Source organism: Herbaspirillum sp. GW822-FHT03A08, assembly GCF_058801885.1.
This window is the reverse complement of sequence record NZ_JBXANR010000001.1, coordinates 969,320-990,147: the sequence shown is the minus strand read 5'-3', so window position 1 is coordinate 990,147 and position 20,828 is coordinate 969,320. Positions and strand designations below refer to the sequence as shown.

Below are 20,828 nucleotides of genomic sequence, written 5' to 3'. Positions count from 1 at the left end.
AAATTTTTGCTGATGCGTCTTGGCGATATTTCGCCTTGAATTTCGACAATGTCGATGTTCAAGGCGAAGAGCGCATCAGCATTACATCAGCAGGACTCAGAAACGCATCAGAAAGACGAATGCGGCTCTTTCAGAAACGCGGTCTCTTCAGCGGTGGAAGGTCGTCCGAGAATGGCATTGCGATGCGGGAAGCGGCCGAAGCGTTCGACGATGGCGTGATGCCGGTCGGCGAATTTCAGGTAGTTGTCCAGGCTGGCCTTGCAGGCAGGATCTTCCTTGACGCCCTGTTTGGCCAGCGCACGGAATAGTTGCACTGAATATTCCTGATCGTCGAGGTCTTCGGAATGCTCCAGCGGCATATAAAAAAACACGCGCTGCAGCAGCGACAGCTGCTGGTCGAAACCCTGTGCCAGCCCAAGATGGCAGCACTGCCGCGCCAGCGCATCGAAGGAGAATGCCTTGGCCGTATCGCGGTACATGTTGCGGGAGAACTGATCCAGCAGCAGGATCAGCGCCAGCATGCCTTGCGGCGTATCGGCCCAGTCGTCGCGCTGGTTGTCGGCAGCGGCCAGCAGATCGGCTTCAAAGCGCGACTTGATGTTTTGATCGACAGCGGCATCCTTGCCCCACCATAGCCCGGACTGACGGCCGGCGACGGTGGCGACAGCGGTGTCCGCGCCGCTGCCGTCGGCGCCGAACCAGAATGCCAGGATGGCATCGATATTTTCTGTTGTACTCATTCTGCCAGCACGCGGATACGCACGTCGCCCAGCGCCACGGTCTGGCCGGCGGTGATCTTGCAGGTTTTGCGCAGTTCCTGTCTGCCGTCGACTTTGACGTTGCCGTCGGCAACGATGGCTTTGCCGGCGCCGCCGCTGTCGCACAGTCCGACCAGCTTCAGCAACTGGTTGAGTTCGACGTAGGGGCCTTGCAGTTGGAATTCCAGGTGTTGCATATCAACCTTATAGTGGGTGCTTCAGTATCAATAACTGACTTCAATAAAAATCAAACGAGAGTTTTCTCCGCCTTGTGCAACCACACGGCGAGATTGTTCAGCAGGTCTTCCTGACTGAAGGAGCAGCTCTCTTCGGTGAACAGGCTGCCTGCTTCCAGGCGGCCGAGGAGATCTTCGGCGACTTCTTCGTAGCGTGGCGGCAGGCGCTTGAGCAAATCGCTCTGTGCGCGCCAGGCCGTGCAGAAAGCAGCGACATTGATGTCGCCGTCGCGCAGGGCGTTGAGTGCGTCGTGCAGGTTTTGGATGCTGGCGTTGCTCATGGCGAATGAAAGATCAAGAGTGTAGGGCGGAAACGACGAACAAGCCGATGACGCAGGCGTAGCCGACGCTCCAGGACAGCGAGCGCAAGCTCGGCAAGTCGTTCAGGTAAAGCGCTGTATAAATCAGGCGAGCGGCGATGAAAGCCATCGCCAGACCGTCGATCCATTGCTGTGCGGCGCCGGTTTGCTGCGCCACCAGCACGGCGGCGGCAAAGAAGGGCAGCGCTTCAAAATGATTACGGTGCGCATAGTCGGCGCGGCGGCGCAGGCCGGTTTGTTTGTCCAGCCAGGCGCGCGGTTCGGAATTGTCGAAATCCCTCTTGCCATACTTGGCGACCGCAACCGTCAGCATCGGCAGCAGGCCGGCGATCAGAATGCACCAGTAGGAAATATGCATGGCTGTCCCGTTCCTAGAGCGTTTTGGCTTCAAAGGTATTGCAGGCGCTGACCTTACCCTGCGTGATGCCGCGCTTGAACCAGTTTACGCGCTGCGCCGAGGTGCCGTGCGTGAAGGAGTCCGGCACCACTTCGCCGCGCGCCTGGCGTTGCAGCGCATCGTCGCCGATGGCGGAAGCGGCGTTGAGTGCACCTTCGATGTCGCCTTGTTCGATGATGTGGCGCGCTTCATTGGCATGGTAGGCCCAGACGCCGGCAAAACAATCTGCTTGCAGTTCCAGCCGCACCGACAGCGCGTTCGATTGTTTCTCCGACATGTTGCGGCGCGCCTTGTCGACCTTTTCGGAAATGCCGAGCAGGTTTTGCACGTGATGGCCGACTTCATGCGCGATCACATAGGCTTGCGCAAAATTGCCGGTGACGTTGAAGCGCTGCTGCATCAGCTTGTAGAAGCTCAGGTCGATATAGACCTTTTGATCGCCGGGGCAGTAGAACGGGCCAGTGGCCGTCTGGCCGGTGCCGCAAGCGGTCGGCGTGCTGCCGGAGAACAGCACCAGCTTGGGCCGCACATAGGTCGCGCCGCCGGCCTTGAAGATTTCGCCCCAGGTGTCTTCGGTATCGGCCAGCACAGTCGAGACGAAGCGCGCCATCTGGTCGTCCGGCGGCGGTTTGTGCGCCGGCGCGGAATGCTGCACGGGCGCGACTTGTCCGCCGCCGCCGCTGAGCATGTTGATCACCGTCAGCGGGTTGATGCCGAGGAAGTAGGACGCCACCAGCGCCACGGCAATGCCGCCCAGCCCGATCGAGCGCCCGCCGCCGAAGGAGAAACCGCCTCCGCCGCCACTATCGTCGCCACGGCGGTCTTCAACGTTGTCGCTTTCGCGATTGCCTTCCCATTTCATGATTGTTTCCTTGATTGCTGCAGATGTTCTGCTGAGTTTCTGCTGAATAAGCGAATTAAACGAGATTGTAATGGACCCCGGCCCCGCGAGATGGTTTCTGCGCGACCATATCGCCGCAAACAGGGACAAACAGGAACAAACAGGAAAAGAATGAATTTCTGCGGAGAAATGCGGTCATCAAGATAAGTGCGGCAGGATGCGGCAGCATCGCACGGTGATTTGCTGCAAAGGTTTTCACAATCGCAACTTCTGTGGGAATATCTCAATACGCTCGGTGCCTGGCACGCAGCGTTCTTACCGCATCCTCGTTTGCATCGTTCTTTGCATCATAAGCAGCGTGAAGCCTGCACCTTGTACTTTGCATGGGCAGTGTTGTCACGCAGATAACAGCAATTCCGAACGGGAGACTCTCATGATTTTGTGGCTCATTGTTTTCGTAGCGGGCGCCCTGGCATTGATGATGATGCGTGTCGGCGCTTGGACCTGGCTGGTGGCGGAACTGGCCTGGATATGGATAGGCGGCGTCACCGATCAGGCCAACGCCGCGGTCTGTGTGTTGCTGGCGATCATTTTGTGCGTCCCGACTTTGCTGATCGCCATCAAGTCGGTGCGGCAGACATTGATCACGCGGCCGGCGCTGGACGTGTTCCGCAAGATCTTGCCGAGCATGTCCGACACCGAGCGCGACGCCATCGAAGCCGGCACCGTCTGGTGGGATGCCGACCTGTTTTCCGGCAAGCCCGACTGGAACAAGCTCATGCAGCTGCCGCCGCCGACACTGACGGCGGAAGAGCAATCTTTTCTCGACAACGAAGTCACACAACTGTGCGCCATGGTCAGCGACTGGGATACCACGGTCGCCTGGCAGGATCTGCAGCCGGAAGCCTGGCAATTCGTCAAGGACAAGGGCTTCCTCGGCATGATCATTCCCAAGCAATACGGCGGCAAACAATTCTCCGCCTACATGCATTCGCAAGTGATCATGAAGCTGTCTTCGCGTTGTTCGGTCGCGGCGATTTCGGTGATGGTGCCCAACTCGCTCGGACCGGCCGAATTGCTGCTGCATTACGGCACCGAAGAACAGAAGAACCACTACCTGCCGCGCCTGGCGCGCGGCGAAGAAATCCCTTGCTTCGCCCTGACCAGCCCCTACGCCGGCTCCGATGCGGCGGCGATTCCCGATGTCGGCATCGTCTGCAAGGGCATGCATGAAGGCCGCGAAGTGCTGGGCTTCCGCGTCACCTGGAACAAGCGCTACATCACGCTGGCGCCGGTCGCCACGGTACTCGGCCTGGCGTTCCGCGCGCTCGATCCCGATCATCTTCTGGGCGGCAGTGCAGAGCCGGGCATTACCTGTGCGCTGATTCCGACCAGGCATCCGGGCGTCGTCACCGGTCGCCGCCACTGGCCGCTGAATGCCGTGTTCCAGAACGGCCCGACTTCGGGTGAGAATGTTTTCATTCCGCTCGACTGGGTGATCGGCGGGCAGGCACAGGTCGGTAAGGGATGGCGCATGCTGATGGAATGTCTCGCCGCCGGCCGCGCCATTTCGCTGCCGTCGTCCAGCGTCGGTTTCTCCAAGATGGCGGTGCGCGGCACCAGCGCTTATGCCGCCATGCGCCGGCAATTCAAGATCGCCATCGGCAAGTTCGAAGGCATCCAGGAAGCGCTGGCGCGCATGGGCGGCCATCTCTACATGATGGATGCCACACGCCGCATGTCTTCGCTGGCGGTCGACGCCGGCGAGAAGCCGTCGGTGATTTCAGCGATTTCCAAATACCACGTCACCGAACGCGGCCGCATCGTCGTCAACGACGGCATGGACGTCATCGGCGGCAAGGGAATCTGCATGGGACCGGGCAATTTCCTGGCGCGCGTGTATCAGCAGATTCCGATTGCCATCACGGTCGAAGGCGCCAACATTCTGACGCGCTGCCTGATCATTTTCGGACAGGGGGCGATCCGCTGCCATCCTTATGTACTCAAGGAAATGGCCGCCGCCAACGACACCGATCATGACCGCGCGCTGGAAGATTTCGACAAGGCCTTCTTCGGCCACCTGAGCTTCGTCGCGGCCAACATGGCGCGTTCGCTGGTGTTCGGCCTGAGCGCGGGTTTGCTGGCGGGAGCACCGGTGCAGGCCGCCGAAGAAACGCGCGTCTATTACCGCGCCGTGTCGCGGATGTCGGCCTGTTTCTCCTTGCTGACGGACGTATCGATGCTGGTGCTGGGCGGCTCGCTGAAATTCCGCGAACGCATTTCGGCGCGTCTGGGCGATGTGTTGTCGCAGCTGTATCTGATCTCCGCCACGCTCAAGCGCTACGAAGACGACGGCCGCCAGCGCAGCGACCTGCCTTACCTTGAATGGTCGGTGCAGGACGCCCTGTACCGCGCGCAGGAAGCGATGCTCGAAGTGCTCGACAACTTCCCCAATCCCTTTATCTCGGTGGCCTTGCGGATCTGGATGTTCCCGCTTGGTCTGTCGTATCGCAAACCGTCGGACAAGCTTGCGAGCGAAGTCGCCGTGGCCATGCAGACGCCGGGCGCATCGCGTGACCGTCTGGTGGCCGACGTCTATCAGCCCGATGCCGAAACTGATCCGCTGGGCAGCGGCGAGCGCGCCTTCAACCTGCTCCCGCAAGTACATGAAATCGAAACGCGCCTCAAGCCATCCATCAAGGAAGGCGTACTGCCGCCAATACCGCAAAGCCTGATCGAAATGCGGCGCTGGAATGCGCGCGCGATGGAGCAGGGGCTGATCAGCGCCGACGAGCGCGTGGTGCTGGACGACTTCGCACACTACGGCAACATCACTGTGCAGGTGGACGATTTCGGCGCCGATCTGGATATGGGCGAAGCATTGCAAAAAACACAAGAGCCGGTGCTGATCAGAAGCGCATAAAGAAGGCCAAAAACGGCGACGGCAATCCTGTGCTCTTCTTCTGCCGTCGTCCCGGCGAACGTTGGACTCAGTGCCGTAAAGACGGCCAATACGACGCTGGGTCCTGACGTCCGTCAGGAAGACGGTCATTTGATATTTGGGACAAGCAATGTCGATTGAAAGCTCAGCAATATTTTGCTGAGCTTCCGCTTGAGACGCTCTTTGTTCTGATTAACTTGACAGTGCGTTACGGCCGCCCATCTTTGTCCATGCGCCGCAAAGGCTTATAATGGCGGCCACGATCATCTGTCCGGCGTTGTATTCGATGTAGAAATGACGCCGCTTTAATTTGTTCTCTGTCTGAATCCGGTACTGCCATGACTACATCCAACAGCCTGTCCCCCAACTCGCAAACCGCTGCGCCCGCGTTCCGCTGGCTGAACCCATACCGCCCGACCAAATTCCGCGTCATCGTCGGTTTCGGCATCGCCGCCATCGTGCTGGCGCTGATCAATTTGTTCGTGCCGGGTGCGCTCGACGCCACTGCTTATCTGTCGAGCATCGCCGCCGGCGCCATCGCCTACGTGCTGGCCGAAGTGCTGCTGGTCACGATCGTCGTGGTCGGGCCGTTTGCCGGGTTTGTGTATGGTGTGATTGCGTTCTTTGCGCGCTGAGCAGATTGAATACGGCTGCATCAGATTGAAAAAGGCCGGTAGCGATACCGGCCTTTTTAATTGGTGACAGCTTCGCGCCGTATCAAGGCAGGCTGAACGGATATCCCATGATCTTTGTATCGAACAGGCGGAACAACACCTTGTCCTTTTCGATACCGGGATATTCTTGTCGGATCTCATCCAGATACTTGTTGAAATCTTCTCGCGTCTCGGGATAGAAGCGCCAGGGCATGGGCGCTTTGGCGCAATCGAGACTGAAGTGTCCGATGTAGACGATTTCTCCTGCTGCGACAGTAAAGCTGCCGCCCTTTGATTTGCCGTTTTCCAGCATGTTCTTGCGGTCGCCATAGAAGTTGCCGACATTGCTGACCGATTTGCCGAGCTTGATGCGGAATCCGGTAAGCAAATATTCACCTGGCTCGACGATGAAGGCGTAATTCCCGTAATTCTTCTTCGACGAAAAAATCGAGCCCTCCTTGATCATCACATCCCATTGCCCATCGGCGGATGTTTTCTGCACACCGTTTTTATCGAACGCCAGAAATTGCAGCTGCGCATTTTCATATCGGGCACAGCCCCAATGTCTGCTCCAGTCAGCAGACATCAGTACAACGCCCTTGGTCGCGGCTTGTTGCGCAAACACGGTTGCGTCGAACGGCGTGCTGGAGTCACTTGTCTCTTGTGTCCACCCCGGTGCGGCAATCAGGCTGCTCGCTGCGATCAGCAGCACATGAATACCGAGTTTGAACGAACCTGAAAAACGCTTCGCACTGAAAGCCTTCATTTGATTTCCCCAATCAATTTTTATATGGTCAGTGTGGGCAAACGGTTTTTTCAGACCGTCTGCAAAAGCCCGCCGATAAATGTACCATGCCGACTTGCCACGAGGAATCTTGTTCGCGATGGCGAAGACTTCCTGCAAGCGATGCCAAAATATGTATTCGCGGCAGCAAATAATTCATTGGAAAGCGCGCCTTAGCGGGCATACCATAGCCGCCTCCGCGCTGACTGCACATCGGCAGCACATTCTGTGGTTTAACAACAAGGACAACACATGCAAACACGCAAGCTCGCCAGCGATGGCCTTACCGTTCCTGAAGTCGGCCTGGGATGCTGGCAACTCGGCGGCGGCTGGGGTGGTCACTGGGACAACGACGTCGCCCAGCAAACGCTGGCGCAAGCCTACGCCACCGGCGTACGCTTTATCGATACCGCCGATGTCTACGGCGACGGCGCCAGTGAGCGGTCCATCGGCCAGTTTCTGAAATCGCATAAGGACCTCACCGTCGCCACCAAACTTGGACGCGGTGCGATTTATCCGGACGGCTACAGCCGCGATGCCGTGCGCACGGCGACACAACGTTCGCTGGAACGTCTCGGCGTCGACAAGCTCGATCTGACGCAACTGCATTGCGTGCCGCCGGCGGTGCTCAAGGACGGCAAGATTTTCGACTGGATGCGCGAGCTGCGCCAGGATGGATTGATCAGCCGTTTCGGCGCCAGCGTCGAGACGGTGGAAGAAGGTCTGCTCTGTCTGGAGCAGGAAGGCATGACTTCGCTGCAAGTCATCTTCAACATCTTCCGCCAGAAGCCGCTGGCGGAACTGTTGCCCAAGGCGAAGGAGAAGGGCGTCGGCATCATCGTGCGCCTGCCGCTCGCCAGTGGCCTGCTGAGTGGCAAGATGACGCGCGCCACCACCTTCAAGCCTGACGATCACCGCAACTTCAACCGCGACGGCCAGCAATTCAATGTCGGTGAAACTTTCGCAGGTCTTGAATTCACCACCGGTGTCGATCTGGCGCAAGAAATTGCCGGGCTGGTGCCGGCTGGCATGAACATGGCGCAGATGGCCTTGCGCTGGATCCTCGATCACGACGCCGTGTCGGTGATCATTCCTGGCGCCAGTTCGCCGGCGCAGGTATTGTCGAACGCCAGCGCATCGGCGCTGCCGCGTTTGCCAGCCGAGCTGCATGAGAAACTGGCGGCGCTGTATCGCGACAAGATTCACGCGGCGATTCGCGGCCCGTACTGAGTTATCAATGCATAAACAAAAAGCCCACGGCCGCAAAGCCGTGGGCTTTTTTGATGGAACGCGTGCTTACAGCTTGAACACGCTGACTACCTTCACCAGATTGTCGCCCTGCATTTGCATCGACTTCGATGCGGCGGCGGCTTCTTCCACCAGTGCGGCGTTCTGCTGCGTGACTTCGTCCATCTGCGTGATGGCGAGGTTGACCTGATCGATGCCTTCGCTTTGTTCGTGGCTGGCGACGGCGATTTCCTTGATTACTTCACTGACCTTGCGGATGCTGTCAACCACTTCGCCCATGGTCTTGCCGGCCTGGCCGACCAGATCCGAACCGGCGCGCACTTCCTGCACCGAGCCGTCGATCAGCGATTTGATTTCCTTGGCTGCGGCTGCAGAACGTTGCGCCAGGCTGCGCACTTCCGACGCCACCACGGCGAAGCCGCGGCCCTGTTCACCGGCACGCGCTGCTTCCACTGCGGCGTTCAGCGCCAGGATATTGGTCTGGAAGGCAATACCGTCGATGACGCTGATGATTTCCACAATCTTGTTCGACGAAGCATTGATCGAATCCATGGTCTTCACCACTTGCTGCACCACGTTGCCGCCTTGCTCGGCGACTTGAGAAGCTGATACCGCGAGTTCGCTGGCCTGTCTTGCATTGGAGGCGTTCTGCTTCACGGTTGAAGTGATCTCTTCCATCGCCGATGCGGTTTCTTCGAGCGAACTTGCCTGTTCTTCGGTGCGGTTCGACAGATCCATGTTGCCGTGAGCGATCTCGTCTACCGATTCCTTGATCGAGTCGGTGGCGTGGAGAATGCTGTTGACGGTGTCGACCATGCGGTCGCGCGTATAGGCGATCGACGACACCAGGCTGGCTTCGTCGCCCTTGCGTACGGCGATGACGCCGGTCAGGTCGCCTTCCGCGATCTTGCGCGCGATTTGCGACGCTTCGCTCGGCTCGCCGCCGATGGAGCGATAGATATTGCGCACCACCAGCATGGCAATGCCTGACATCACGGCGCCGAGGATCAGCAGCACGATGCCGGCCCGGATCAGTGCACGGTAAAAGTCGGCCTGGATGTCATCCTGATAAACGCTGGCGACAAAGTCCCAGTTCCACGGTTTGAAGCGTTTGACGAAGCCCATTTTGGAACTGGCTTTTTCTTCCTTGGGACGCGGCCACCAGTATTCGAGGAAGCCTTCGCCGGCCGGCGATGAGCCGGTGGCGGCGATCATCTTGTACAGCTCGTTGCCCTTGGCGTCCTTGAAGTCGTACATGTTCTTGCCGTTGAGTTTGGGGCTCATCGGATGCATGACCACTACCGAATCGGCGCCTACCAGGGTGATGTAGCCGCTGCCGGTATAGCGCTGGTCGGCGACGCGGGCGATCGCCATTTTCTTGGCGTCGTCCACCGGCATCTTGCCGTCGGCAGCTTGCTGCGCAAGCCCGCTGACGATGGAATAGGACATCTCCGTGATATCCACCAGGGCATGCTGGCGGTCGGCGATTTGCAGATTGCGGGTTTCGTAGATGTTCCAGAGCGATAGCGCGAAGAGCGCGACCCAGGAGAAAATCAGCGGAAGCCAGAGCTTCTGCTTCAAAGACAAATTGTTCACTGCGTGTTCCCCTTTTTAAGATGTCTTGCGACGAGCAAATGCTTCCCACACCAGGCGACGTTCACCGAAGATACCGGGTCGTACTTATGATGAAAAAATCTTAGCATGGCGCATGTTTTTGAAAGCGTCGAATTGACGGGTAAAGCCTCAGTCTTTTCCTAAAAAAAGCGGTATTGCCTTTCGGAAAGAAGGGCAATACCGCAAAGGGACGACTTGCTCAGAGAAAACTATTTATAACAATGCAAAGGCTTTATTGCTGTTTGCCGAAACCTCCGCCGCCCGGCGTGGCAATCACGAACACGTCACCCGGCTGCATCTCGGTGCTTGCGACGAAGCCCAGCTGTTCCTGCGTGCCGTCCTTGCGGATCACCATGTTGCGGCCGCACTGGCCGGGTTCGCCGCCGGCCGCGCCGAAGGGCGGGACGATACGGTTGTTCGACAGAATCGAGGCGGTCATTGCTTCCAGGAAGCGGATCTTGCGCACGCCGCCGTTGCCGCCGTGCCACTGGCCGGCGCCGCCCGAGTTCTCGCGGATCTCATAGCTTTCCAGACGGACCGGGTAACGCCACTCGAGGATTTCCGGATCGGTCAGGCGCGAGTTAGTCATGTGCGTCTGCACCACGTCGGTGCCGTTGAAACCCTGACCCGCGCCGGAGCCGCCCGAGATGGTTTCGTAGTACTGATATTCGCCGTTGCCGAAGGTGAAGTTATTCATCGTGCCCGGCGCCGAGGCCAGCACGCCGAGTGCGCCATAGAGTGCATTGGTGATGCAGCTCGAGGTTTCGACGTTGCCGGAGACGACTGCCGCCGGATAGCGCGGATTCAGCATCGAGCCTTCCGGGATGATCACATTGAGCGGTTTCAGGCAGCCGGCATTGAGCGGAATTTCATCGTCCACCAGCGTGCGGAACACATACAGCACCGCCGCCATGCAGATCGCACTCGGCGCGTTGAAGTTGTTGTTCAACTGCGGCGAGGTGCCGGTGAAGTCGATGTCTGCAGTGCGCTCGGCGTGGTTCACGCGGATCGCCACCTTGATCACCGCGCCGTTATCGAGCGGGTAATCATAGCTGCTGTCCTTGAGCAGCGTGATGACGCGGCGTACGGCTTCCTCGGCGTTGTCCTGCACGTGGCCCATGTAGGCTTGCACCACGTCCAGGCCGAAGTGATCCACCATCTTCAGCAGCTCGTCGACGCCCTTTTGGTTGGCGGCGATCTGCGCCTGCAGGTCGGCCAGGTTCTGCGCGATGTTGCGCGCAGGGTAGGGGCCGGAGCCGAGCAGGGTCACGGTTTCCTGTTCGAGGAAGCGTCCTGCGCGCACCAGCTGGAAGTTGTTGATCAGGATGCCTTCTTCTTCCACCACGGTGCTGTTGGCCGGCATGGAGCCGGGCGTGATGCCGCCGATGTCGGAGTGGTGCCCGCGCGAACCGACGTAGAACAGAATGTCCTTGCCATCCTTGTCGAAGGCCGGTGTGATCACGGTGATATCCGGCAAGTGCGTGCCGCCGTGGTAGGGATCGTTGAGCATGAAGACGTCGCCCGGCTGCATCTTGCCGGCGTTCTCGCGGATGATGGTGCGGATGCTTTCGCCCATGGAACCCAGATGCACCGGGATGTGCGGCGCGTTAGCGATCAGGTTGCCCTGTGCATCGAACAGCGCGCACGAGAAGTCCAGACGCTCCTTGATGTTGACCGAGAAGGCGGTGTTCTGCAGGCGCAAGCCCATCTGTTCGGCGATGCTCATGAACAGGTTGTTGAATACTTCCAGCATCACCGGATCGGCTGTGGTGCCGATGGCTTTGCGCTGCACGCGGGCCTGGTAGCGCTGCATCACCAGATGATTCAGCGGCGTGACTTCGGCCAGCCAGCCGGGTTCGATGATGTTGGTGGCGTTCTTTTCCGCAATGATTGCCGGGCCGTGCACGATGTCGCCGGGGCGCATGTCTTCGCGGCGGTACAGCGCGGTATCGTGCCATTGTCCGCCGGAGAACAGCTGCACGGTCTCGGTCGATTGCAACGCGCCGGCGCGTGGCGGCAGCTGTTCGGCTTTCTCTTCACGGTCGTTGGACACGCCGATCGCTTCCACCGAGATGGCTTCGATGATCATGCTCTTGTCCGGCATCAGGAAAGAGTAGCGCTTCTTGTAGGCGGACTCGAACTGCGCCACCATGCTCGCGATATCGCCGAAGGCCACCACGATCACCGAGTCGGTGCCGTCGTAGCGCAGGTGGGCGCGCTTGATGACGTCGATCTGTGCGGGAGTGACGCCTTGCGACAGCAGATCGTCGGCAGCTTGCGTCGCCAGTTTGTTCAGTTCCGTGTCGAGCTTGGCGATGGAGTAGCCGGTCAACGGCAATTCCATTGCCTGCTCGCGCATCGCAGTCTGATCCGCCAGACCCATGCCGTAAGCCGACAGCACGCCCGCAAACGGATGCGCGAAGACGCGCGTCATGCCCAGCGCATCCGCCACCAGACAAGCATGCTGGCCGCCGGCGCCGCCGAAGGTGGTCAAGGTGTAATCGGTGACGTCATGGCCGCGTTGCACCGAGATGAACTTGATCGCATTAGCCATATTGCCGACGGCGATATCGATGAAGCCCTCGGCGACTTCTTCCGGCGTGCGGCGGTTGCCGGTTTCTGCAAAGATGCGATCGGCCAGTTCGGTGAACTTCTGCACCACCGCCTCGCGGTCCAGCGCTTCATCGGCAGCCGGGCCGAACACCTTGGGGAAGTAGGCCGGCTGGATCTTGCCCAGCATGACGTTGCAATCGGTGACGGCCAACTGGCCGCCGCGGCGATAGCTGGCCGGGCCGGGATTGGCGCCTGCGCTGTCCGGGCCGACGCGATAGCGCGAACCGTCGAAGTGCAGGACGGAACCGCCACCCGCCGCCACCGTATGGATGCTCATCATCGGTGCGCGCATGCGCACGCCGGCCACCTGCGTTTCAAATTCACGCTCGAATTCGCCGGCATAGTGCGACACGTCCGTTGAGGTGCCCCCCATGTCGAAACCGATGATCTTGTCGAAGCCGGCCGTCTCCGCCGTGCGTACCATGCCGACGATGCCGCCGGCCGGGCCGGACAGGATCGAGTCCTTGCCCTGGAAACGATGCGCATCGGTCAATCCGCCGTTGCTTTGCATGAACAGCAGGCGCACGCCGTCCATCTCGCCGGCAACCTGGTCGACGTAGCGGCGCAGGATAGGTGAGAGATAAGCATCGACCACGGTGGTGTCGCCGCGCGAGACCAGTTTCATCATCGGGCTGACTTCATGCGACACCGAGACTTGCGTATAGCCGAGTTCGGCGGCGATCTCCGCCAGCTTTTCTTCATGCGCGGTAAAGCGGTAGCCGTGCATCAGCACGATGGCGACGGCGCGATAGCCTTCCTTATATAAGGCAGCCAATTCCTGACGCACCGACACCGTGTCGAGCGGCTGCACCACGTCGCCGTGCGCGCTCAGCCGTTCGTCGACTTCCACGACTTTTTCAAACAGCAGTTCCGGCAAGACGATGTTGCGGTCGAACAGGCGCGGGCGATTCTGATACGCGATGCGCAAGGCGTCGCGGAATCCTTTGGTGATAACGAGTACGGTCGGATCACCCTTGCGCTCCAGCAGTGCGTTGGTGGCGACGGTGGTGCCCATCTTTACTGCTTCCACCTGTTCCGGCGAAATTGCCTCTTCAGGTTTGAGTCCGAGCAGGCGCTTGATGCCGGCCACGGCCGCGTCCTTGTATTGCTCGGGATTTTCAGACAGGAGTTTGTGTGTCAGCAAGGTGCCGTCGGGCTGGCGCGCAACGATGTCGGTAAACGTGCCGCCGCGGTCAATCCAGAACTGCCAGCGTTGTTCCCCCAGTTTGGTCTGCTCTTGATTCATGGTGCATTGCCTTTCTTGAATGAACTTTCAGGTGCATTTTTGTTGATGAATTATCGACACTTTGCACATAAACCGTGCGATTAGGGTCGAACGTTTTGCTGAGGAAACATCGGGGAAACCCGTCAATTCCTCCTTAAAGCCTTACTGCGTCTGTGTTTTCGTCTGAAGTGGCGATCGCGCGGAAAATCTGGCACGCGCTTTGCTAATAACTCGTCAATGATTTGGCGATCATTTGTTGTTTTTAATATTAATAATTTATTGACATATTATCGATGAAACATATAGGATTCAACAAAAAAATAAAGGAGACAAAAAATGGACAAGAAACAAGCAAAAAAGAACGGATCGCAAACCAGCGCAGACACCGCCGCCATTTTTGAACGTGCCCTCGACGTCGGCAAAACGCTGACGAGCAGTAGTGCAAGAACGGGGAAAGAGCGGGGCAAGTTCGATGAATCCTGAGTCGGGAAGTCGATAGCAATCAGCAGTCAGGCAATACCAGTAGCGTCAGCAATACCGAAAAGAATCAGTAGCTTCAGCAGCGCCGTGCAATGTTGTGCCGGTCAGCCTTTGCAGGCGGCCGCGTCACATCCGTACCACGCGTAGTGAGCAGCGCAATCAAAGTCCAGCCGGCTTACCGGACTGGAGTGGATCAACACATCCTTCGCTTTTGCGATGGGCGTGAATTGGTAGAAAACCGGCAAAAAAAGCCGGCAGCAACTGTGGTGGTTTGGGTAGCTCCCGCTTTGGGCTTCATGTTCGGGCTTCATGCAGTGGGGGGAATTTTCAGATGTCATTCATCGATACAACAAGGAGCGTCTCATCATGTTAGGTCTCGTCTTCAAACACGCTAAATATCTCGCAAAAGCCGGTCTCGCCGTATCCTTCTGCATGGCCGCCTTTTCGGCGCAGGCGCAGCAGCAGGAAATCAAGATCGGCGTCATCTACCCGCTCAGCGGCGCCGCCGCATCGACCGGTGCAGAAATGAAAGACGCGCTGGAACTGGCCGCCGACATCATCAATAACGGTGCCAAGGGCGTGCCCAACCTGCCGTTCTCGGCGGGCGGCGGCCTGCCCAACCTGAAGGGCGCCAAGATCAAACTGGTCTTCGCCGATTCGCAAGGCAACCCGCAAGTGGGCGCGACCGAAGCGGAACGCCTGATCACGCAAGAGAAGGTGGTCGCCGTGGTCGGCGCCTATTTCAGCAACGTCACCGCCACCACCAGCCAAGTCGCGGAACGCTACAAGGTGCCTTACCTGAATCCGGAATCGTCGTCGGCATCGCTGACCCAGCGCGGCTTCAAGTGGTTCTTCCGCACCACGGCGCATGACGACCTGTTCGTCACCAACTTCTATGAATTCTTCAAGGAGCTGGAAGCCAAGAAGAACATCAAGATCAGCAAGCTCGGCGCTTTCAACGAAAACACGCTGTGGGGCAATGAAACCACCAAGCTCGAAACCAAGCTGTCCAAGGACCGCGGCTACGATCTGGTGAAGACCATCGTCTATCCCGCCAAGAGCACTCAGCTGACGTCCGAAGTGCAGTTGCTCAAAGCCGCTGCGCCGCAAGTCGTGCTGCAATCGTCCTATCTCGGCGATGCAATCCTGTCGATGAAGACCTACAAGGAACTGGGCTTCACGCCTGACATGATTCTGGCCAACGACGCCGGCTTCATCGATACGGAATTTGTGAAGACTCTGGGCAAGGACGCCGATTACATCATCACCCGCGACGTCTGGTCGCTCGATCTGGCCGGCAAGAATCCGCTGATCAAGCAAGTCAACGATCTGTTCAACGCCCGCTACAAGATCAACTTCACCGGCAACTCGTCGCGCACCTTCACCGGTCTGATGACGCTGGCTGATGCGATCAACCGCGCCGGTTCCACCGAGCCGGAAGCGATCCGCAAGGCGCTGTCGGAAACCAACATCCCCGGCAACAAACTGATCATGCCGTGGAAGGGCGTCAAGTTCGACGAGCACGGCCAGAACACGCTGAGCTCCGGCATCCTGCTGCAAATCATCAACGGCAAGTACTACACCGTATGGCCGTTCGACATGGCGACGCGCGACATCGTGTGGCCGATGCCGAAGTGGGATCAACGCAAGTAATTCCTTTGTAGTGTCGGCGGGCCGCCGCAACCAGAGCAACAGCGCAACGGCCCGCCATTCAGATTCAATCTTTATCGCAGGTATTTACGGCGCGTAAATATCGTTAAGGGGAAATTTATGTCTTGGGAAATTTTGGTGCAGACCCTGGCGTCCGGTTTGTTGATCGGACTGATTTATGCGCTCGTAGCGATTGGTCTCACGCTGATCTTCGGCGTCATGGACATCGTCAATTTCGCGCATGGCGAATTTCTGATGTTCGGCATGTATTCCAGCTTCTGGCTGTTCGCGCTGTATGCGCTGGATCCTATTTTTACCTTGCCGCTGACAGCCTTGTTCCTGTTTGCGCTGGGCACCGTGCTGTACAAGCTGGTGATCCGCAAGATCACCAATGCGCCGATGGTGTCGCAGATTTTCACCACCTTCGGGCTGATGATCCTGTTCCGCGGCATCGCGCAGTTTTTCTGGAAGGCTGACTTCCGCACCATCGAAAATTCCATGGTCGCCGGCCACGTCACGATCGGCGGCATCCAGATCGGCTCGCCGCAACTGACCGCCGGCCTCGGTGCGATCGTGGTCACCGGCGTGATCTATACGTTCCTGACCCGCACCAAACTCGGCGCGGCGCTGGAAGCGACGGCCGCCGACAAGGAAGCGGCCCAGCTCATGGGTATCGATTCGCAAAAAATGTTTGCCCTGGCCTGGGGTGTCGGCGCCGCCTGTGCCGGTGTGGCGGGCGCGTTGCTATCGACCTTCTTCCCGATCTTTCCGGAAGTCGGCGCCAACTTCATCCTGATCGCTTTCGTGGTGGTCAACCTCGGCGGCTTCGGCAGCGTGGTCGGCGCACTGATTGCGGGCGTGCTGGTCGGCGTGATCGAAGTGATGGGCGGTCTCTTTCTCGGACCGCAATACAAGATGGCGATCGTGCTGGTGCTGTTCCTGACGGTGCTGATGTTCCGTCCGCAAGGCTTGATGGGCAAGGCCTGAGCCCGACCATCCAATTATCCGGAGAGAAACCTCATGCTCAAAACTACTTCCAGCCTGCCGCTGACGCCAAGCGCGCTGGCCACTGGCTTCAACAAAGTCCATGCCCTGCTGGTCGCATTGCTCGTGCTGGCGCTGGCCTTGCCGCTGTATATCACCAGTCCGTCGCACCAGAACCTGGCGATCCTGATTCTGATGGCGGCGCAGATCGGCGTGTCCTGGAACATCGTCGGCGGCTATGCCGGCCAGGTGTCGCTCGGCCATGTCGCGTTCTACGGTATCGGCGCCTACACCTCGGCGATCCTGTTCTCGATCTACGGCATCAATCCGTGGATTGCCATGCTCGCCGGCGGCGTGCTCGCGGCGCTGGTCAGCCTGGTGATCGGCTGGTCCTGCTTCCGGCTCAAGGGCCACTACTTTGCGATGGCTACGATTGCCGTGGCGGAAATCATCCAGATCGTCTTCACCAACTGGGACTTTGCCGGCGCAGCCGTCGGCCTGACGATCCCGATGGGCGAGGGCGGCTGGGCCAGCATGATCTTTGCCGGCAAGGAACCGTACTACTACATCGCGCTGGGTCTGCTGCTGGTCACGCTGCTGGCCAACTTCATCATCGAGCGCAGTTTCCTCGGCTATTACTTCCGCGCTATCAAGGATGAGCCGGACGCCGCGCGCAGCCTCGGCGTGAGTTTGTCGCGCTACAAGCAGATCGCGTTCGCCGTCAGCAGTTTTTTCACGGCGATAGGCGGCAGTCTATATGCGCAGAAGGAGCTGTACATCGACCCGGCATCGGTGCTCGGCACCGGTATGTCGATCAAGATGGCGCTGGTCGCCATCCTCGGCGGCATCGGCACCCTGTTCGGCCCGCTGGTCGGCGCCGGTTTGCTGACTGCGATTGAAGAGGGCACGCGCACCATGTTCGGCGGCTCGGGCCGCGGCACCGACCTGATCATCTACGCCGCGCTGATCATCGTGATCGCGGTGTACTACCCGAACGGCATCCTCGGTTATCTGAAGAGCACGTTCGCACGCCGCAAAGCCGTCAAGGCGCAAGCTGAAAACGCCGCCAAGGAGGAATCCAAATGAGTCTGCTACGCGTAGAAAACGTCTATAAGAAATTCGGCGGCCTGACCGCCAACCAGGATATTTCCTTCACGGTCCAGGCCGGCGAAATCGTCGGCCTGATCGGCCCCAACGGCGCCGGCAAGACCACCATGTTCAACTGCATCGCAGGCTACTCGCCGCCGACCACGGGCGACATCTGGCTGGAGGACATGAAGATTTCCGGCATGACGCCGGAGCAGTGTGCGCGCGTCGGCATCGGCCGCACCTTTCAGGTGGCGCGCACCTTCACCAGCATGACCGCGCTGGAAAACGTGATGGTCGGCGTCTTCCTCAATGAGCGTGGCGTGGGCGCCGCCCGCCGCACCGCGCAGGCGCTGCTGGACTTCGTCAACCTCGGCCGCTTCGCCGACAAGCCGGCCGGCAGCATGACCATCAGCGAACAGCGCCGCCTGGCCGTGGCGCGCGCGCTGGCGGTCAAACCGAAACTGTTGCTGATGGACGAAGTCATGGCCGGTCTCAACCCGACTGAAGTGCGCGAGACCGTCGACGTGGTGCTGAAGATCCGCGACCAGGGCATTTCCTGCCTGATCGTGGAACACGTACTGGAAGGCATCATGCCGATCGCCAATCAGATCGTGGTGCTGGATTACGGCAAGAAAATTGCCGACGGTTCGCCGCAGGATGTATCCAACGATCCGCACGTGATCGCCGCCTATTTGGGAGATGAATAATGCTACAGGTGAGAAATCTGCGAGCCAGCTACGACGGCGTGCTGGCCCTGTCCAAAGTCGACATCGACGTCAAGCCGGGCAGCCTGGTGGCGCTGGTGGGCGGCAACGGCAACGGCAAGTCGACCACGCTGCGCGCGATTGCCGGTCTCAATAAAGTCGATGACGGCAGCATCGTGTTCGACAACGTCGACATCGGCAAGATCCCGCCCTTCGACCGTGTCGGCCTCGGCCTGTCGCTGGTGCCGGAAGGCCGACGCCTGTTCGGCCGCCTGACCGTGCAGCGCAATCTGGAGCTGGGCGCCTATACGCGCAGCGACAAGCACGAGATCGCCGAATCGATCGAAGACATGTACGCCACTTTCCCCATCATCAAGGAACGCCGCCATCAGCTGGCCGGCACCATGAGCGGCGGCGAACAGCAGATGCTGGCGATTGCGCGCGGTCTCATGGCCAAGCCGCGTCTGCTGTTGCTGGACGAACCGTCATGGGGCATCGCGCCCAAGTTCGTGACCAAGGTGCTCGACACCATTCAGCAGGTCAACGCCAAGGGCGTGTCGATCCTGCTGGTGGAACAGAACCTGCACAAGGCGCTGGCGATTGCGCATTACGGCTATGTGATCCAGACCGGCCGCATCGTGATGCAAGGCACCGGCGACGAGCTGCTGCATAACGAAGACATCAAGAAGGCTTACCTCGGAGGGCTGTGAGATGAGTGAGATGACGATGAACATGGCAATTTTCGACGACGCCTTGTCTGCCGCCGACGTGCGAGCGCTGTGCCGCAGCGGCGAGTTCGACGGGCCGACCGCAGGTTACGCCGACAATCACGTACAGGCTAACCTGATGATCGTGCCGAAGGAGTACGCCTTCGACTTCCTGCTGTTCTGTCAGCGCAATCCCAAGCCTTGTCCGCTGGTGGAAGTGCTGGAAGCCGGTGCATTCGAACCGCGTACTGCGCCTGGTGCTGATTTACGCACCGACCTGCCGGGCTATCGCCTCTTCGAAAACGGCGTGATGACCAGAGAAGTTTCCGACATCTCCGGATACTGGCGCGACGATCTGGTGAGCTTTCTGATCGGCTGCAGCTTTTCGTTCGAGAGTGCGCTGATCGAAGGCGGCATTCCCTTGCGCCACATCGAGCAGCAGCGCAACGTCGCCATGTACAGAACCAATATGCCCTGCGTGCCGGCCGGGCGCTTCACCGGCAATGCGGTGGTCAGCATGCGTCCGGTCAAGAGCCGCGATGTGGCAAAGGCGGTGGAAATCACGGCGCGGCTGCCGCAGGTGCACGGTGCACCGGTGCATATCGGCAATCCCCAAGCCATCGGCATCGCCGACCTGATGCGTCCCGATTTCGGCGACGCAGTCGAGATCATGGATGACGAACTGCCGGTGTTCTGGGCCTGCGGCGTGACGCCGCAGTATGTGGCGGAACTCAGCAAGCTGCCGTTCTGCATCACGCATGCGCCCGGCAAGATGTTCGTCACCGACCGGCTGAACGAATGATGTAGAGAAAAACGCAGCGGCGATCAGGCATTCGCTTGATCGTCTATCCATCCCAGCGGCGGGTTCGCCCGCCAGGAACCGAGGAATTTTATGTTGACGCATAAATCCCTGTTGGAAGCGTACGTCTATGCAAAAGACAAATGCTGTCCTTCACTGATTCACGACATCTACGAACCCAATGCAGTGCTGAGCATTTCGACCTCGGCCAATGCAGTGGCTTTCCCGCCGCTGGTGGTAGGTGCGGACGGCATCGCGCAGACGCTGGTCACCGATTTCGCCAAGCGCTTTACGCACTGCCGCACCTATTACGTGTGCGATCAGATTGAAGAGCAGGCGCAGGCGGGCAGCAGCCGCATCGAACAATTGCCGTGGCTGGTGCTGATGCGCGAAGAGGAAACTGCGTCGCTGCGTATCGGCCGCGGCTACTACAACTGGCAACTCAATCAGCACCCGGAAGAGCTCTGGCGCGCCAGCGAGATGCATATCCGCATCGATCACATGATGCTCATCGCCGACATCGCCGGCGACCTGTTGCAGACGCTGCAATCGTTTCTGCCGTATCCGTGGCTGCCGCCACGCTTGCTGGATTCGTCATTCGGCTTCATCGGCGAGAGCAATCCGTCGTTCGCATTTCTCAAGGAATTCAGGAGCAACAAGTTCGAGCTGCCGCGCGAACGGCTGTCGGCTTAGCTGGCGCATTTTTGCAGCACAGAAAAAGAATAGCGACGCGCAGAACGAGACATCGCTGCGTGTCCGGAGGTTCTCTTTGAACGCGACAAGAC

At 59.2% G+C, this 20,828-nt stretch carries 19 protein-coding genes; 11 read left to right on the top strand and 8 right to left on the bottom strand.

Going from position 1 to position 20,828, the window contains the following annotated elements:
- Positions 1 to 107: 107 nt before the first annotated feature.
- From AC1RN6_RS04555 to ypfJ, 5 genes are read right to left on the bottom strand one after another with little or no spacing between them, the layout of a single operon-like run.
- Positions 108 to 740, bottom strand: coding sequence for a DUF924 family protein (locus AC1RN6_RS04555; protein WP_493003348.1), 633 nt, complete (start codon positions 738 to 740; stop codon positions 108 to 110).
- Positions 737 to 955, bottom strand: a complete 219-nt coding sequence (locus AC1RN6_RS04550) for an RNA-binding S4 domain-containing protein (protein WP_094562798.1) — start codon at positions 953 to 955, stop codon at positions 737 to 739. Before AC1RN6_RS04550 ends, AC1RN6_RS04555 begins: the two co-directional genes overlap by 4 nt.
- A gap of 50 nt (positions 956 to 1,005) precedes the next feature.
- Positions 1,006 to 1,275 (bottom strand): hypothetical protein, encoded by a 270-nt coding sequence (locus tag AC1RN6_RS04545; RefSeq protein ID WP_050477960.1) that lies wholly within the window; start codon positions 1,273 to 1,275, stop codon positions 1,006 to 1,008.
- 13 nt (positions 1,276 to 1,288) lie between these two features.
- Positions 1,289 to 1,672, bottom strand: a complete 384-nt coding sequence (locus tag AC1RN6_RS04540) for an MAPEG family protein (RefSeq protein ID WP_493003344.1) — start codon at positions 1,670 to 1,672, stop codon at positions 1,289 to 1,291.
- A 13-nt stretch (positions 1,673 to 1,685) separates the two neighbouring features.
- The gene (gene ypfJ, locus AC1RN6_RS04535) at positions 1,686 to 2,573 is read right to left on the bottom strand and encodes a KPN_02809 family neutral zinc metallopeptidase (protein ID WP_493003343.1); all 888 of its coding nucleotides are present in this window, start codon (positions 2,571 to 2,573) and stop codon (positions 1,686 to 1,688) included.
- A 412-nt stretch (positions 2,574 to 2,985) separates the two neighbouring features.
- Here ypfJ and AC1RN6_RS04530 point away from each other — a divergent pair, with 412 nt between their 5' ends.
- Both AC1RN6_RS04530 and AC1RN6_RS04525 read left to right on the top strand, forming a co-directional pair.
- Entirely contained in the window at positions 2,986 to 5,475 is a 2,490-nt protein-coding gene (locus tag AC1RN6_RS04530; protein WP_493003342.1) for an acyl-CoA dehydrogenase, read from the top strand.
- A 356-nt stretch (positions 5,476 to 5,831) separates the two neighbouring features.
- Positions 5,832 to 6,128 (top strand): hypothetical protein, encoded by a 297-nt coding sequence (locus AC1RN6_RS04525; protein WP_493003340.1) that lies wholly within the window; start codon positions 5,832 to 5,834, stop codon positions 6,126 to 6,128.
- Positions 6,129 to 6,210: 82 nt separating this feature from the next.
- Here the strand turns inward: AC1RN6_RS04525 and AC1RN6_RS04520 are convergent, their stop codons facing one another.
- Complete coding sequence (locus tag AC1RN6_RS04520; protein ID WP_493003338.1) at positions 6,211 to 6,912, bottom strand: hypothetical protein; 702 nt, start codon at positions 6,910 to 6,912, stop codon at positions 6,211 to 6,213.
- Between the two features lie 270 nt (positions 6,913 to 7,182).
- On the opposite strand from AC1RN6_RS04520, the gene AC1RN6_RS04515 reads away from it, so the two are divergent.
- A complete protein-coding gene (locus tag AC1RN6_RS04515) occupies positions 7,183 to 8,160 on the top strand; it encodes an aldo/keto reductase (protein WP_493003336.1) in 978 nt (325 codons plus the stop codon).
- A 66-nt stretch (positions 8,161 to 8,226) separates the two neighbouring features.
- Here AC1RN6_RS04515 and AC1RN6_RS04510 read toward each other — a convergent pair whose 3' ends face one another.
- Positions 8,227 to 9,774, bottom strand: coding sequence for a methyl-accepting chemotaxis protein (locus tag AC1RN6_RS04510; RefSeq protein ID WP_493003334.1), 1,548 nt, complete (start codon positions 9,772 to 9,774; stop codon positions 8,227 to 8,229).
- 250 nt (positions 9,775 to 10,024) lie between these two features.
- The gene (locus AC1RN6_RS04505; protein ID WP_493003332.1) at positions 10,025 to 13,651 is read right to left on the bottom strand and encodes a hydantoinase B/oxoprolinase family protein; all 3,627 of its coding nucleotides are present in this window, start codon (positions 13,649 to 13,651) and stop codon (positions 10,025 to 10,027) included.
- Positions 13,652 to 13,966: 315 nt separating this feature from the next.
- Between AC1RN6_RS04505 and AC1RN6_RS04500 the strand changes: the two genes are divergently transcribed.
- The 8 genes from AC1RN6_RS04500 (at position 13,967) to AC1RN6_RS04465 (ending at position 20,736) form a co-directional block, all read left to right on the top strand.
- Complete coding sequence (locus AC1RN6_RS04500; protein WP_493003330.1) at positions 13,967 to 14,113, top strand: hypothetical protein; 147 nt, start codon at positions 13,967 to 13,969, stop codon at positions 14,111 to 14,113.
- A gap of 363 nt (positions 14,114 to 14,476) precedes the next feature.
- Entirely contained in the window at positions 14,477 to 15,763 is a 1,287-nt protein-coding gene (locus AC1RN6_RS04495; RefSeq protein WP_493003328.1) for an ABC transporter substrate-binding protein, read from the top strand.
- Between the two features lie 117 nt (positions 15,764 to 15,880).
- Positions 15,881 to 16,747 carry a branched-chain amino acid ABC transporter permease gene (locus AC1RN6_RS04490; protein ID WP_493003326.1) on the top strand — a complete coding sequence of 289 codons (867 nt, stop codon included), beginning with the start codon at positions 15,881 to 15,883 and terminating at the stop codon, positions 16,745 to 16,747.
- A gap of 33 nt (positions 16,748 to 16,780) precedes the next feature.
- On the top strand, positions 16,781 to 17,830 hold the full coding sequence (locus AC1RN6_RS04485; protein ID WP_493003325.1) for a branched-chain amino acid ABC transporter permease: 1,050 nt from the start codon (positions 16,781 to 16,783) through the stop codon (positions 17,828 to 17,830).
- Positions 17,827 to 18,540 carry an ABC transporter ATP-binding protein gene (locus tag AC1RN6_RS04480; protein WP_007876052.1) on the top strand — a complete coding sequence of 238 codons (714 nt, stop codon included), beginning with the start codon at positions 17,827 to 17,829 and terminating at the stop codon, positions 18,538 to 18,540. Before AC1RN6_RS04485 ends, AC1RN6_RS04480 begins: the two co-directional genes overlap by 4 nt.
- The gene (locus AC1RN6_RS04475; RefSeq protein ID WP_493003323.1) at positions 18,540 to 19,247 is read left to right on the top strand and encodes an ABC transporter ATP-binding protein; all 708 of its coding nucleotides are present in this window, start codon (positions 18,540 to 18,542) and stop codon (positions 19,245 to 19,247) included. Before AC1RN6_RS04480 ends, AC1RN6_RS04475 begins: the two co-directional genes overlap by 1 nt.
- A gap of 22 nt (positions 19,248 to 19,269) precedes the next feature.
- Positions 19,270 to 20,046, top strand: coding sequence for a putative hydro-lyase (locus AC1RN6_RS04470; protein WP_493003517.1), 777 nt, complete (start codon positions 19,270 to 19,272; stop codon positions 20,044 to 20,046).
- A 90-nt stretch (positions 20,047 to 20,136) separates the two neighbouring features.
- Entirely contained in the window at positions 20,137 to 20,736 is a 600-nt protein-coding gene (locus AC1RN6_RS04465) for a hypothetical protein (protein ID WP_493003321.1), read from the top strand.
- The last annotated feature ends 92 nt before the right edge of the window (positions 20,737 to 20,828 follow it).